This window comes from Allobosea sp. 05T422_2 (assembly GCF_056396265.1).
In genome coordinates, this window is sequence record NZ_JBFTLD010000176.1 from 1 (window position 1) to 13,704 (window position 13,704).

14 protein-coding genes are annotated in these 13,704 nt (G+C 65.5%); 5 read left to right on the forward strand and 9 right to left on the reverse strand.

The features are described 5' to 3' along the window. Positions 1-27 precede the first annotated feature (27 nt). The gene (locus AC1DJT_RS24645) at positions 28-552 is read left to right on the forward strand and encodes an Lrp/AsnC family transcriptional regulator (protein WP_476835060.1); all 525 of its coding nucleotides are present in this window, start codon (positions 28-30) and stop codon (positions 550-552) included. A 113-nt stretch (positions 553-665) separates the two neighbouring features. Beyond that, positions 666-2,657 carry a methylmalonyl-CoA mutase family protein gene (locus AC1DJT_RS24650; protein WP_441504449.1) on the forward strand — a complete coding sequence of 664 codons (1,992 nt, stop codon included), beginning with the start codon at positions 666-668 and terminating at the stop codon, positions 2,655-2,657. A gap of 111 nt (positions 2,658-2,768) precedes the next feature. On the opposite strand, the gene AC1DJT_RS24655 is transcribed toward AC1DJT_RS24650, so the two are convergent. Further along, positions 2,769-3,389: a DnaJ domain-containing protein gene (locus AC1DJT_RS24655; RefSeq protein WP_113512968.1), complete on the reverse strand. Its 621-nt coding sequence runs from the start codon at positions 3,387-3,389 to the stop codon at positions 2,769-2,771. A 176-nt stretch (positions 3,390-3,565) separates the two neighbouring features. Then, entirely contained in the window at positions 3,566-5,203 is a 1,638-nt protein-coding gene (locus AC1DJT_RS24660) for a M14 family metallopeptidase (RefSeq protein ID WP_441488060.1), read from the reverse strand. A 116-nt stretch (positions 5,204-5,319) separates the two neighbouring features. On the opposite strand from AC1DJT_RS24660, the gene AC1DJT_RS24665 reads away from it, so the two are divergent. Further along, complete coding sequence (locus tag AC1DJT_RS24665; protein WP_441488059.1) at positions 5,320-5,592, forward strand: BolA family protein; 273 nt, start codon at positions 5,320-5,322, stop codon at positions 5,590-5,592. Between the two features lie 20 nt (positions 5,593-5,612). Here the strand turns inward: AC1DJT_RS24665 and AC1DJT_RS24670 are convergent, their stop codons facing one another. The 7 genes from AC1DJT_RS24670 to AC1DJT_RS24700 all read right to left on the reverse strand — a co-directional run bounded on the left by AC1DJT_RS24670 (position 5,613) and on the right by AC1DJT_RS24700 (position 10,960). Then, positions 5,613-6,809, reverse strand: coding sequence for an MFS transporter (locus AC1DJT_RS24670; RefSeq protein ID WP_441488058.1), 1,197 nt, complete (start codon positions 6,807-6,809; stop codon positions 5,613-5,615). Positions 6,810-6,818: 9 nt separating this feature from the next. Then, positions 6,819-7,988, reverse strand: a complete 1,170-nt coding sequence (locus AC1DJT_RS24675) for an acetyl-CoA acetyltransferase (RefSeq protein WP_476767727.1) — start codon at positions 7,986-7,988, stop codon at positions 6,819-6,821. 275 nt (positions 7,989-8,263) lie between these two features. Next, entirely contained in the window at positions 8,264-8,779 is a 516-nt protein-coding gene (locus tag AC1DJT_RS24680) for a DUF1801 domain-containing protein (protein ID WP_441504448.1), read from the reverse strand. A gap of 5 nt (positions 8,780-8,784) precedes the next feature. Further along, entirely contained in the window at positions 8,785-9,015 is a 231-nt protein-coding gene (locus tag AC1DJT_RS24685; protein WP_441488055.1) for a hypothetical protein, read from the reverse strand. 48 nt (positions 9,016-9,063) lie between these two features. Further along, positions 9,064-9,474 (reverse strand): SRPBCC family protein, encoded by a 411-nt coding sequence (locus AC1DJT_RS24690; RefSeq protein WP_441488054.1) that lies wholly within the window; start codon positions 9,472-9,474, stop codon positions 9,064-9,066. After that, positions 9,471-9,794 carry an ArsR/SmtB family transcription factor gene (locus AC1DJT_RS24695; RefSeq protein ID WP_441488053.1) on the reverse strand — a complete coding sequence of 108 codons (324 nt, stop codon included), beginning with the start codon at positions 9,792-9,794 and terminating at the stop codon, positions 9,471-9,473. Before AC1DJT_RS24695 ends, AC1DJT_RS24690 begins: the two co-directional genes overlap by 4 nt. Before the next feature lie 263 nt (positions 9,795-10,057). Beyond that, entirely contained in the window at positions 10,058-10,960 is a 903-nt protein-coding gene (locus AC1DJT_RS24700; protein WP_476835061.1) for an EamA family transporter, read from the reverse strand. A 190-nt stretch (positions 10,961-11,150) separates the two neighbouring features. Between AC1DJT_RS24700 and AC1DJT_RS24705 the strand changes: the two genes are divergently transcribed. Then, complete coding sequence (locus tag AC1DJT_RS24705; protein ID WP_441504446.1) at positions 11,151-12,734, forward strand: D-alanyl-D-alanine carboxypeptidase family protein; 1,584 nt, start codon at positions 11,151-11,153, stop codon at positions 12,732-12,734. A 10-nt stretch (positions 12,735-12,744) separates the two neighbouring features. Continuing rightward, entirely contained in the window at positions 12,745-13,662 is a 918-nt protein-coding gene (locus tag AC1DJT_RS24710; RefSeq protein ID WP_441504445.1) for a DMT family transporter, read from the forward strand. Positions 13,663-13,704: the final 42 nt, after the last annotated feature.

Below are 13,704 nucleotides of genomic sequence, written 5' to 3' on the forward strand. Positions count from 1 at the left end.
CCCGCAATTCCGGAGTGAAAATCACTCATGATCGAATTGGACCGGATCGACCGAAGGATCCTGGCCGCACTTCAGGATAACGGTCGGATTTCAACTCTCGAACTCGCCGAGAGAGTCGGCCTTTCGCCGACGCCATGCAGCCGCCGGATCAAGCGGCTCGAAGACGCYGGCGTCATCGAGGGGTACTCGGCGCAGATCAGTCCGACTGCGCTCGGTTTCGGCATCTGCGTGATGGTGAGCGTGAAACTGGCCAAGCAAAGCCCGGATGCGGCAAGCCRGTTCATGACCGCGATCCAGGGCCAGCCCGAGATTACGGAATGCCTGCTGGTCACCGGCAATGTCGACTATCTCTTGCGCGTCTGGGTCAGGGATATCGAGGCGCTCCGCACCTTCATCAGCGCTGCATTGCAGGCGATTCCCTGCGTCGCGGAGACCTCGACCATGGTGATCCTCGACACGCAGAAATCCAACCAGCTCCTGGAGGTAGCCAGCCACGCACCAGGCAGGAAACCACGGTTCAGCCAGCCCAGGCATGCGCCCGGCAGCGTGTAGCGCCGACTCATCCGAAGGTCGGAGACGACTTGCGCGGCCCTCTGGCGTTATCTTCGCCGCAGTGCAACATTGAGATTGCATTGGGTCCAGGGTGGAACGGCAAGGGAGCGGCGATGAACGCGATCGGCCCAATCGGCGACAAGCCGGCGCAGCGTGAGAAACCCTGGATTTTCCGCACCTATGCGGGCCATTCGGACGCGGCCGAGTCGAACAAGCTCTATCGCACCAATCTCGCMAAGGGACAGACCGGCCTGTCCGTCGCTTTCGATCTGCCGACCCAGACCGGCTACGATCCCGACCATGTGCTGTCGCGCGGCGAGGTCGGCAAGGTCGGTGTGCCGATCAGCCATCTCGGCGACATGCGGGCTCTGTTCGACCAGATCCCGCTGGCGCAGATGAACACCTCGATGACGATCAACGCGACCGCCGCCTGGCTGCTCTCGCTTTACGTCGCGGTTGCCGATGAGCAGGGCGCGCCGCGCGCGACGCTGCAAGGCACGACCCAGAACGATCTCGTCAAGGAATACCTGTCGCGCGGCACCTATGTGTTCCCCCCGCGCCCCTCGATGCAGCTGACCACCGATATCGTCGTGTTCACGGCGCGTGAGCTGCCGAAATGGAACCCGACGAACGTCTGCTCCTATCATTTGCAGGAAGCGGGCGCCTCGCCGGTGCAGGAACTCTCCTATGCGCTCGCGACCGCGATCGCGCTGCTCGACTCGATTCGGGCCCAGCCGGAGGTCAGCGAAGCGGAATTTCCGGGAATCGTCGGGCGCATTTCGTTCTTCGTCAACGCCGGCATGCGCTTCATCACCGAACTCTGCAAGATGCGGGCTTTCGTCGATCTCTGGGACGAGATCACGCTGAAGCGCTATGGCGTGCAGGAGGAGGCGATGCGCCGCTTCCGCTACGGCGTGCAGGTCAATTCTCTTGGCCTGACCGAGCCGCAGGCCGAGAACAATGTCTACCGCATCCTGATCGAGATGCTGGCAGTGACGCTCTCGAAGAAGGCACGCGCGCGGGCCGTTCAGCTTCCGGCCTGGAACGAGGCCCTGGGGCTGCCCCGCCCCTTCGACCAGCAATGGTCCCTGCGCATGCAACAGGTCCTGGCCTACGAGACCGACCTGCTCGAATTCGGCGACATCTTCGACGGTTCGGCGGCAATCGACGCCAAGGTCGAGGAGTTGAAGGCCGCAGCCCTCGACGAACTCGCGAAGATCGATGCCATGGGCGGCGCGCTGGCCGCAGTCGAGTCCGGCTACATGAAACAGGCGCTGGTCGAGAACGGCGCACGCCGCATCGAGGCGATCGAGCGCGGTGAGCAGATCGTCGTCGGCGTCAACAAGTTCACCACCAGCGAGCCCTCACCGCTCTCGGCCGGAGAGGGCAATGTCGTCACCGTGCCGGATTCCGTCGAGATGGAAGCCATCGGCCGGCTCAAGGCCTGGCGTTCGGCCCGCGACGACAAGGCAGCACAGGCTGCGCTCGCGGAGCTCTCGGCAGCCGCCAAGGAAGTCCGAAACGTCATGCCGGCCTCGATCGCCTGCGCCAAGGCCGGCGTCACTACCGGCGAATGGGCCCAGGCCCTGCGCGAGATCTTTGGCGAGTATCGCGCCCCGACCGGCGTCGACACCGGCAAGCGGGGCGACGATCCCGGCCTTGCGACCGTCAAGGCCGCGGTCGCGCGCGCGACCGAAAAACTCGGACGCCCACCGCGCTTCCTCGTCGGCAAGCCTGGCCTCGACGGTCACTCCAACGGCGCCGAGCAGATCGCCGTCCGCGCCCGCGATGCCGGCATGGCGGTGAACTATGGCGGCATTCGCCAGACCCCTGAGGAGATCGTCACGCAGGCGCAGGAGACCAAGGCCGACATCATCGGCCTCTCGATCCTTTCCGGTTCGCATCTGCCATTGGTGCGCGATGTCACGGCCCGGCTGCGCGTCGCCGGCATGACGATCCCGGTCGTGGTCGGCGGCATCATCCCGCCCGATGACGAGAATGCCCTGCGCAACATGGGCGTGGCCGCGGTCTATACGCCGAAGGATTTCGCCTTGGACGGGATCATCGCGGATGTCGCCGGGCTCGCGGCGAAAACGCAGAAATAGGGCACTCGGCGCGCCATCGGCAAACCCGCCGGGGGTAGATGGGCGAGCCGGCGCACCGGCAGCGCAGCAGGTTACGTCACATGATCATCCCGGAGGGCCCGATAGGTCGTCTCAGACCAGCCCCGTGGTCTTCAGCTGCTGATACGCCTTGAGGATCTCCTGCAGCGTGCCTTCGCGCGAGCGGTCGCCGCCATTGGCGTCGGGGTGGAAGCGCTTCACCAGTTCCTTGTAGCGCGCCTTGATCGCGACGGAATCGGCCGTGTCGTCCAGCCCAAGCGCATCGAGCGCCTTGCGCGCCACGGCGCCGACGCGGGGCTCCGGCTTTGCAGCCTGCTGCTCCCTGCGCGTGCCAAAGATGTTGAAACCGTCCTGCACCTCGGGCCCGGCATCGCCGGCAGCCGCCGCGCGTCCGCGCTGCGACATGCGTGCCGCCTTGGAATTGACGCCGAGTTTCCAGGTTGGCCGGTGGCCGATCTCTTCCTGCTTCTGATAGGCGGCGAGCGCCTCGTCATTCATGCCGGAGAAGTAGTTATAGGTCGCGTTATAGGCCTTCACATGTTCGAGGCAGAACTGGAAGAACTGGCCTTCCCGCCCCCTGCCCTTCGGCGCGCGGAACTCACCGGCGCGCTGGCACCCGGAATGGTCGCAGCGCACAGCCACAGTCTCGACCACCTCTTCCGCCTCGGAAGGGCCGATCCTGATCCGGTCGAAAAGGCGAGAATTGAAATTCATGGTCTCTCGGTTATGCGGGCGGAAAGCCAAACGGACAAGCTCTGCACGACAGGCGCTGTCAGGCGCCTGCGGCGGACACATTCGAAACGCTGCAGAGATCGGCCCCGATCGCGTCAGAATCCCAGCAATCCGGGTGGCCGTCAATGCGTCCTAGATAATGACGCGCTGCGCCAGTCTCAACGGCTGCATGCGGGATCACCGCCCGAAGCCAATATCGGCCTGGCCCCACGCGGCACGCGGTAGATCGGAGCCTCGCCCGAATCCGCCGCGACCTCGACCAAGCCGACGCCGACATGAGAGCCCGGAGAATCCGGCTCGAATGAGGCGGCGATGACATTCGCCCCCGATTGCGTCATCGGCACGAAGACTGCGGTCGCCGGAACGTCCAGCCGGCGCGGCCTGAGCTCGACCTTCACCGCCTGGTCCGGATTGATGTTCTCGCGATCGGCCTTCTTCACCGTCCCCTTCTGCTCGACGACGAAGGCCTCGACATCGAGCGAAGCCGGCCCGCCCAATGCGCAGACGGCGATGCCCTTCAGCTTCAGGGCTTCAACCGCAGGCTGGCCCGAGGCCAGCACGATATAGCCTTCCGGCCGCACCCGGCGCCCGGTGATCGTCACCTGGCGCGAGTCGCGGAAATCGACTTCCGTCGGCATGTCGGAAGCGGTGTCGGGATTGACCAGCGGGATCGCCATCTTGACGGTGGCAATGCGGTGGCCGACGACCAGCTCGCCTTCGTTCTTCGCCAGTTCGCCGCGCGCAGCCGCGACCGCCTGCAGCACCGCCTTGTCATTGGCGGCGACCGTATCGAGAACCGACCGGGAAATGACGTAATGCGTCGCGATGCGCCGCTCCAGGTTCTCGAGTTTGAGGCCGACGCCGCGCGTCTCGATCAGAAAGGAGACCGCGCCCGAAAGTCCGAACAGGTTGCGCGCGATGCCGGGCGCATTGCCGCCCATCGAGACGACCTTGTCGTCCTTGTTGTAGCCCGTCGTGAAATACCAGAAGGAGGAGAGCCCCTTCTCGGCCATTGCCTTGTCCATCGCAGGCTTGACCAGCTCGGACGCGAGCTTCGTCGTCTGCTGTGGCACGGCCGGATTGGTCGCGTAGAGGATCATAGCATCGGCGGCATTGAGCCCGCCGAACTTCTCGAGCCAGCGATTGGCGACTGAGAACTCATGCACGTCGACGATGACGTCGGGCGGCAGCTCGGCGAGCTTGGCATGCAGCGCCTTCGTCTCCGGCAAGGTCAGCAGCAGGTGATCACGGTTGAGATCAAAGCCGTTGGCACCGGTGCGCTTGTCGGCCGCTGCCCCGTCAGGGTTGGTGCGCGGCACGATCACCACCACCAGCTTGTCGAGCACGGCCTTGAGGTCGGTCGTGGCCAGATCATTGGCGAGTGCGAGCATCGCTTCACCACCGGCCGGCTCGTTGCCGTGCTGCTGGCCGACGAACCAGACGATGGGCCGCCCCAACGCCCTGAGCGCCGCCGCATCCTTGGCGCCTTCCTTGGAGAAGATCAGATAGGGCAGATCACGTCCCTGCTGCGACGTGCCAAGCGAGCCGAGCACGACCTGGGCCGGCGCCTTGGCGGCGAGATCGGCAACGAAGGCGTCGAGCTCGGCCTGCGTGGTCAGCCCGGGCGTGCCGCGTGTCAGCGACGGCGTCGCCAGCGGGATCGGCACGGATTTGTAGCGGGCAAGCACGGCCTCGCTCTGCTTGTAGTCGGCGACCTTGCCCTCCTCCTGCGCCAGAGCGGGAGCGGCTCCGAGCAGCGTCAACAGCCCAAGAGCGAACGCCGTTCTCGTCTTCATCCCAACCTCCAGCGAAATGCCGCATTCACCTGACACCAGGCGGCGACTATGAAACGGCGACGGAGACCGGACAAGCAATCCGCGATTGCTGACGGCCCAGCGGAACGAGGCGACAGATGACCAGCATGGCGGAACGCATCACCAGCAAGCTCGATTCGGCACTGGCGCCGGAGCATCTGCGTGTCATCGATGAATCGCATCAGCACCAGGGCCATGGTGGCTGGCGCGAGGGCGGCGAGACGCATTTTCGCGTCGAGCTCGTTTCCTCCGCCTTTGCCGGCAAGAGCCGGCTGGAGCGTCATCGCCTCGTCAACGCGGCGTTGGCCCAGGAACTGGCCGACCGGGTGCATGCGCTGGCGATTGTCGCCAAGGCACCGGGAGAGGCCTGAGCCGATCAGCTCTTGGCCGATCAGCTCTTGCCCGGCCGCTCCGGCATGAAGGCGTAGATCGCGCTCGGGACGAGCAGCAGCGCCGCAAAGCCCCAATGGAGATGGGCAAAGGTGGTCGCGGCGTCGAGTCCGGCCTGGCGCTGCTCGGCGATGAACCAGCCCGAGCCGGACTGGATCGCCGCTGCGCCTGCAATGAACAGGAAATTGATGCAGGTCATGCCACGCCCGATCAGGTGCTCGGGAAAGAACAGCCGTGCATGCGCCATCAACACCGCATAGGTGAACCCCGTCGCGCCGATGAGCGCGAACAGGCCGATGGCCAGCGCCGAATGCGCATCCCCCCAGAGTGCCAGGGCGATGAAACAGAACGCGGTCAGCACCGTCCCCCACAAGACCAGCGGCTTGCTGCGGCCGAGCCGCTGTTCGAGCCCACCATAGAGGAAGGCGCCCGCGATCATGGTCATCGCCATCGCCGTTGCGACATGGCCGCTGGCGATCGCATCGAAACCGTGCACGCCGCTCATGAAGGGCGCAATCCAGAGACCGCGGATCGTCGCGATGATCGCGTAGCCGGTGAGGGTGATCGGCGCGAGCAGCCAGAGCGGACGGAGCGCGAGAATGCTCCGCAGCCCCTTGAGCAGGCCTTCGTCACCGCCTGAGGCCGCCTTGGCCCTGGGCGGATCACGAACCAGCGCGGCGGCGACCACGGTCGCGGCCAGGAAGCAGGCGGCCACGACCAGCATCGACGGCCGCCAGCCGAAGCGGGCAGCCGCGACCGCCAGCGGGCCCGCGCCGACGAGATTGCCGATCGAGCCGAGGCCGATAAAGGCCGAGGTCAGGAAACCGAAGCGCTTGGGATCTTGCGTGCGTGCGAACAGGAACAGCGCAGACATGAAGATCGGCGAGCAGCCAAGCCCGAGCATCGCCATGCCGAGCGTGCCGGTGACAGCGTGGGTCGCCGTCGCGAAGAGGAAGGCGCCGGCCGAGCCGATTGCCATCGTCACGGCGACGGTCCGGCGCGGCCCCAGCCGGTCGAGCGCCCAGCCGACCGGGAACTGCGCCAGGGCGAAGGTTATGAACCAGGCCGCGCCCAGAAATCCCAGCTCGCGCGGCCCGATCCCCAGATCCGTCATCACCGGGCTGGCGATGACGCTCAGGAAGGATCGGTAGAAGATCGAGAGGATATAGGCCGGCAGCAGCGCCAGGAAGATCGTCACGTCAGACGGTCACTTGATCCGCTCGAGCACCGAGACATAGTTGGCCACCGCAGCCCCACCCATGTTGAAGATACCGCCCAGGCGTGCGTCCTGGACCTGCATGCCTTCGGGCGCCTCGCCAGTGAGCTGCATAGCGCTGAGCACATGCATCGAGACGCCGGTCGCGCCGATCGGATGGCCCTTGGCCTTCAGGCCGCCGGAGACATTGACCGGCAGCTTGCCGCCCTTCTGCGTCCAGCCTTCCTTGATGGCGCGGGCGCCCTCGCCTTCTTTCGTCAGGCCCATCGCCTCGTATTCGATCAGCTCGGCGACGGTGAAGCAGTCATGCGTCTCGACGAAGGAGAGATCATCCAGCGTGACGCCGGCATCGGCGAGCGCCTTCTTCCAGGCTTCGGCACAGCCGTCGAATTTGAGGATGTCGCGCTTCGACATCGGCAGGAAGTCCTGGACATGGGCCATGCCACGGAAGCCGACGGCCCGGCGCATTTCCATCGCCGTCGCCTGATCGGCCAGTACCAGCGCGGCAGCGCCGTCCGAGACCAGCGAACAATCGGTGCGCTTCAGCGGCCCGGCGACATAGGGGTTCTTCTCGCTCTCCTCGCGGCAGAAGGCGAAGCCGAGATCCTTGCGCATCTGCGCATAGGGGTTCTCGACGCCATTCTTGTGGTTCTTGGCCGCGATCATGGCGAGTGCATCCGACTGATCGCCATGGCGCTGGAAATAGGCGGCGGCAATCTTGCCGAACACACCGGCGAAGCCACCGGGGGTCTCGCCATCTTCCGGCAGATAGGAGGCCTTGAGCAGGAATTTGCCGATATCGGCCGAAGGTGTCTTGGTCATCTGCTCGACGCCGACGACGAGCACGATCTTGGCATCGCCGGCCTTGATGGCGCGCACGCCCTGGTGCACGGCGGCCGAGCCGGTCGCACAGGCATTTTCGACCCGCGTCGTCGGCTTGAAGCGCAGCGCCGGGTCCGCCTGCAGCACGAGCGAGGCCGTGAAATCCTGGGCGGAGAARCCTGCATTGTAGTGGCCGAGAACGATCTCATCGACCTGTTCGGCGGGAATGCCGGCATCGACCAACGCGTCCGTCGCCACGCGGACGATCAGGCTCTCGATGGTTTCGGCATCCTGCTTGCCGAACGGCGTGTGGGCCCAGCCGACGATTGCAGCGCTCATGACGACCTCTCAGAGTAATGTGCAGTTACACTTATCTGCGCCCGACCACGGTATCGTTCAAGCCGGAAACAGCGCAATCCGGCCGTGCGCAGAAAGGGGGACTGCCCGCGAAGCCCCGCTCGTAACGATATAGCGCGTTGCCGCCCATGAGGGGAGAGGATGAGCCTGTTCGCGCATTCTGCGCCGGCTCTCTGCATGACGCTGGAGACTGTGCTGGGCTTGCCTGGTCGAGCTTTCCGCGTCCACCTGTGCCCGCGGCACGTCCAACTGACGGCCTACATTTTCTCGCCGGGCAGCTGACTGGCTTGTTTCACCCAAGCGGCGAACTGCGCCTCGTCGAGTTCGCCCTCATGGATATCGAGATAGCGCACGTCCTTCTGCTTGGACGCACCGAGCGGAACAGGGCTCAGCGATGCGCCGCGGAAGAACGCAACTTTCACGTATGTCGTGAGGCAATGAAAGCCGAGGAACCAGCCTTGGTCCTGACCCTCCACTCCGTAGAAGGGCGAATTCCATTTGACCGCCTTGCGCGCCCCGGGAACGGTGCGCTCGATGATGGCATCGAGGCGGCGTCCGACGTCGCTTTTCCAGCCCGGCATGGCCGCGATATAGGCCTGCACGGGGGCGTCACCATAGCCCTTGGCAATCTGGGGATTGCCACCCGAAAGCAGGACGACTTCGCCCGGCTGCGCCTTCAGCGCCGATCTGCGCGGTCTGGCCCGCTTCTCGAGAACCGGCTCGGCGGCCTCGTTCTCCGTGGCCTGCTCCGGCTTTCTGGACATCCCAGTCATCATCTTCACTGCTGTCTGGCGGTGCGTCGGCCGCCGCCCGATTTGGCGGCATAGGGCAGCGCGAACATGTAGAGACCGGTGGGCAGAAGCACGAAGAGCGGGAACAGCGGCAGGAAATACACCCACTCGGCAGGCTGCTTCCCAAGGCCCAAGGCGATGAAGATCGCGATGACGACCACCGTAAAAATAATCGACATCCAGCGGTGGATCTGCCGAATCCAGTCGTTCCAGTTCATTGGGACCTCCTCTGAGGGCAAGGTGCAGCGGATCGGGCGACGCAGACGTCAATCCGTCCGCGCCATGACCTCTTCCAGATTTCCAAAGAACCGCGGCCAGCCAGCCATTGCTCCCCGGTAATAGGGCTGCTGGTCCGGCCTGAACCCCGTCTGCTCCATGCGCAGAAAGGTCCCGGTGCTCGTAGGGATGAGCGTCCAGGTGACGACGCTCTCGAGATCCTTGGTGTTCCACGTGTAGGTCAGCGTCTTGTGCGGCTCGATCGCCTGAATTTGACACTCGACGACGCCCCAGTCCGCGCTGAGATTGAACCGGTGGCCCAGATCTGGCTTGAAGTTGTTCTTCATCAGCCACTCCTCGATGAGATGCGGTTGCGTGAGAGCGCGCCAGAGCTTTTCCGGCGGATGGGCTATCTCACGCTCGACAACGACCGAGAGCGTTTCGGTCGACGTTTCGTTCATTGGTCCATCCTCTTCAGCAGGTCTTCGAGGTCGTCGAATTTACTGTGCCAGAACCCGGCCATTTGGTTCGTCCAGTCGATCAGCGGGCCCAGGGCGCCGATTTGCGCGCTATAATGCGTCTGACGCCCTTCATGGCGATCCCGCACCAGCCCGGCCTGCTTCAGAATGCCGAGATGCTTTGAAACGGCCGGCTGCGAGATCCCGGCTTGGGCTGTGAGTGCCCCGACCGTCTGCTCACCTTCGCGACACAGCCGTTCGAAAATGCCCCGCCGCGTCGGATCGGCGAGCGTCCTGAAGAGCGCGTCGTGAGCGTTCAGCATCGGAACCCATAACTCATTGGCTATTGATTTGACTCATAACCGCCGAGATATGCGTAGGTCAAGCGCGGTGCTATCGCAGCACCATGATCGGTCACAGGAACCACCGGACATGTCGTACGGAGAGGCAGCCTCGCCACCCGTTGCGGCGCGGCTGTTCATCGGTCAGCCGGCACATATCGGCGCTGGGTCGAACCTGTCAGGCACCCAAGATCGGCCGTGTCCGCAAGATAGTCGCCCAAGCGGTTCCGTGGAGCGGCGGCCGGCTAAATCGCCAGCATCAGGAGCAGGCCGACACCGAAGACGATCATTGCCATGCCCAGCAGTTCGCGCCGCGTCGTACCTTCCGAGAACATCTTGCGCGAGGCGATCTGCGCCAGTGGCACTTCGATCAAAGCCAGGGTCCGGACATTGGCCGCCGTCGTCAGCGAGAAGCCGATGAACCAGAACTGCGAAGCCGCCGCGCCAAGGAAACCCGCCGTCAGCGAACGGCGCCAGTTCTTCAGGCTCAGGACCAGCGCCTTGCGGTTGGCGATCAGCATGTAGAGCGTCAGGATCAGTGTCTGCAGGCCCAGCCMCAGAGCAAGGGTCGTCGTCGCCCGGATCAGGAAGTCGCCATCCGGCAGAGACTGGATCGCGCCGCGATAGCCGATGGCCGACAGCGCGAAGCAGGCGCCTGAGCCGATGCCGAGCAGCGCGGGACGCAGGCCCGCCCGGCTCAGCTTTTCGCCCGGCTTCCAGGAAACCAGGACGACACCGGCCGTTGCGATCACGATCGCTGCGAATTTCGCCGGGCTCAGCGCATCCCCGAGCAGCAGCGCTCCGAAGACCGCCACCTGGACTGGCTCCGTCTTGGTATAGGCGGTGGTCACGGCGAAGGAGCGCTCTCTCATCGCCGCCAGCATCAGGGCCGTCGCCGCGATCTGGGTCAGCGCGCCCCAGCTCGTGATGCCGAGCGTCGCAAGGCTGATCTGCGGCGGCAGGCGCCCCAGGCCAAGGCAGACGAGGAGCAGGAACAGCAGCGCGAAGGGCAGACCGAACAGGAAGCGCACCTGCGTCGCGCCGACGACGCCGATCACCTCCGTCAGCGAGCGCTGGGTGAGGTTGCGCGCCGTCTGCAGCAGCGAGGCGACGATCGTTGCCGGGATCCAGAAGAGGGTAAAGCTCACGCGGGCATCCGGGGCTGGAACTGTGACCAAGGCTTTACGGCCGCCCGACATGACTAGGCAAATCGCTCCGCTGGGGGTAGGTATGCGTCCATGGGCGGGCCGATCGGTCGCGCCGTCTCGAAAATGCCGCACGCGTCGCGTTGAACCCTGCGCCTTCAACCCTCGTCCAGACAGGCTCAAGACCCGCCCGATGAACGCTCCCCGTCTCGCTGTCCTCGCCCTTGCCCTGTCCGTCAGCGCTCCGGCCCTCGCCGGCACGAGTCTGGTGGTCGATGCGTCCAGTGGCGCCGTTCTCTCCAGCGAGAATGCCAGCCAGGCCTGGCACCCGGCCTCGACCACGAAGATGATGACGGCCTATCTGGCGCTCAAGGCAGTGCGGGCCGGCAAGCTCGGGCTTGAAACGGCGATCCCCGCCTCGAAGCGGGCCGCGAGCCAGCCGCGCGTCAAGGTCTATATCCGCGCCGGGCAGGAGATCACGCTCGACAACGCCCTGCGCATCATGATGGTGAAATCGGCCAACGACATCGCCTATGTCATCGCCGAGGGCGTCGGCGGCGATGTCGAGACCTTCGTCGGGATGATGAATGCCGAAGCCCAGCGCCTCGGCATGAATGACACGGTCTTCACCAATCCGAATGGCTGGCATGATCCGAACCAGCAGGTCAGCGCCCGCGACCTCGCGGTTCTCGCCATGGCGCTGATGCGCGAATTCCCGGACTATTCCGATTACTGGAACACCGGCTCGGTTCAGCTCGGCAAGCAGGTTCTCCAGAACACGAACGGCCTCGTCGGACGCTATTCCGGCATCTCCGGCATGAAGACCGGTTTCGTCTGTGCCTCGGGTTTCAACGTCGTGGCGACGGCGACGCGTGGCGGCCGCACGCTCGTCGCGGTCGTGCTGGGTGCGCTGTCCGCCTCCGAACGCACCGTCAAGGCGGCGCAGTTGCTCGATGACGGCTTCTCGAAATGGGGAGGCTCCGGCTACACCCTCGCCAGCCTGCCCTCCGGCAATGGTGGACGCGCCAACAATATCTGCGACGAGGTTCGCCGCAGAGGCGGCGGCGTGGCTTTGGCCGACGATTCCGACGTGTCCGGCCCCATCGCCGCCAATGCCGCATCCGGCAGCGGCAATGACAACGCCATGAGCGAGCGCTTCGGCGGACCGCAGCCGCAGGCTCGCGCCACAGGCGCCCTGCTGATGCGCACGCCCTCCGGCCGGATCACGCTCGGGCCGCGCGCGCCCATGACACCGGTACAGGTCTCCTTCGGCCGCTCACCGAGCTCTGCTTCGGCCCCGCTCGCCGCCAATGTCACAGCGCGGCCCGACACGCAGTTCGCCCGCGATCGCGCGCCGGTCATTACGCCAGGAGCCCCGGTGTCCGCCGGAGTAGCATCCGGCCCATCGACACGCACCGCCTCGAGCAATGGCGCCATTCCGCGCGGGACGACGGCCTTCGCTCCGAGCAGCGAGGATGTCCAGCCTCCGTCGAATGCCTTCCAGAGCGGCCCCATGAAGCTGCAGGGCGCGATCCGGCCCGGCGCGGCGGCGGCGTCCAGCCTGCGCCCTGGCTCGGCCGCAGGCATCAAACAGGCCGCCCGCCCGCCAGTAAGGCCGGCCCCCGCCAAGCCCGACGCGGCGGCGAAGGCCAAGCCGGAAGCGGCGGCAAAGGCCAAGACCAAGCCGGGGCAGAGCGAACCCAAGCCTCAGCCGGCCCGCACAGGCGCCGTGAAGCCCCCCGTCAAGCCGAAAGCCAAGGTGAACGACGACGCCTGAGTCCTGGAGGGTGCGCGCCGAGACAGCCCGCACCGCCAGTCGACACGGCATCGCCCTGGCGTTTGCCTCGGCTGCCGCCTATGGCAGCAACATCGTCTCGGCCCAGCTCGCGGGCCAGGCCGGCCTGAGCGGGCCGCTGCTGGTTTTCTACCGGGTTTTCATCATGCTCGCGCTGGTGGCCGGAGCCGCCTGGCTTCTGCGGGCAAACTTCAGGGTTCCGCGGCACCAATACCGGGCGCTGCTGGCCTTCGGCCTGACCAGCGCTCTCGTCGGCTCGGCTTACCTGTCCTCGGTCGCCTTCCTGCCCGTGACCGTCGCCGCCGTCATTTTCTACACCTACCCGGTTATCATCGTCCTGGCCGAGCCGCTGCTGACGCCTGCGCGCTTCAGCCTCGACCGACTTGCGGTGGCGCTGACCGCCTTTCTCGGTGTCGGCATGGTCGTCGGGCCCGATCTGCATGGGCTCGATCCGCGCGGGCTTGCGCTCGCGCTCGCAGCCAGCCTCGCGGCCGCGGCACAGTTTTTCGCGGGCTCCGCCTGCGCCGCGACGCCGCTCGCGCCAAAACTGTTCTGGTCGCATCTGCTCATCCTGCCGGTGACAGCGGGCATTCTCGCTTTCGTTGGCGGCTTTGCCCTTCCGAGCGCGCTGGCCTTGGCACCGATGGCCGTCGCGATCACCATTGGCGGCTATCTCGTCGGCTTCCTGTTCCAGGTGATGGCATTGGCCCGTGTCGCGCCAGGCCCCGCTGCCCTCACCTTTTGTGCCGAGCCGGTCTTTGCCGTCGGGATAGCCGCCGTGATGCTCGGCGAGCGGGTCGGCGCGCTGCAATATGCGGGCGGCGCCCTTGTCGTCGTCGCGATCATGGCTAATGTAATATTGGAACAAAATCGGGCGCGACGCGTGCCTGCCCTTAGCCTTGATCGATGATGCCCGACATGACCGGTAGCGACCAGAGACCCATCCCGATCC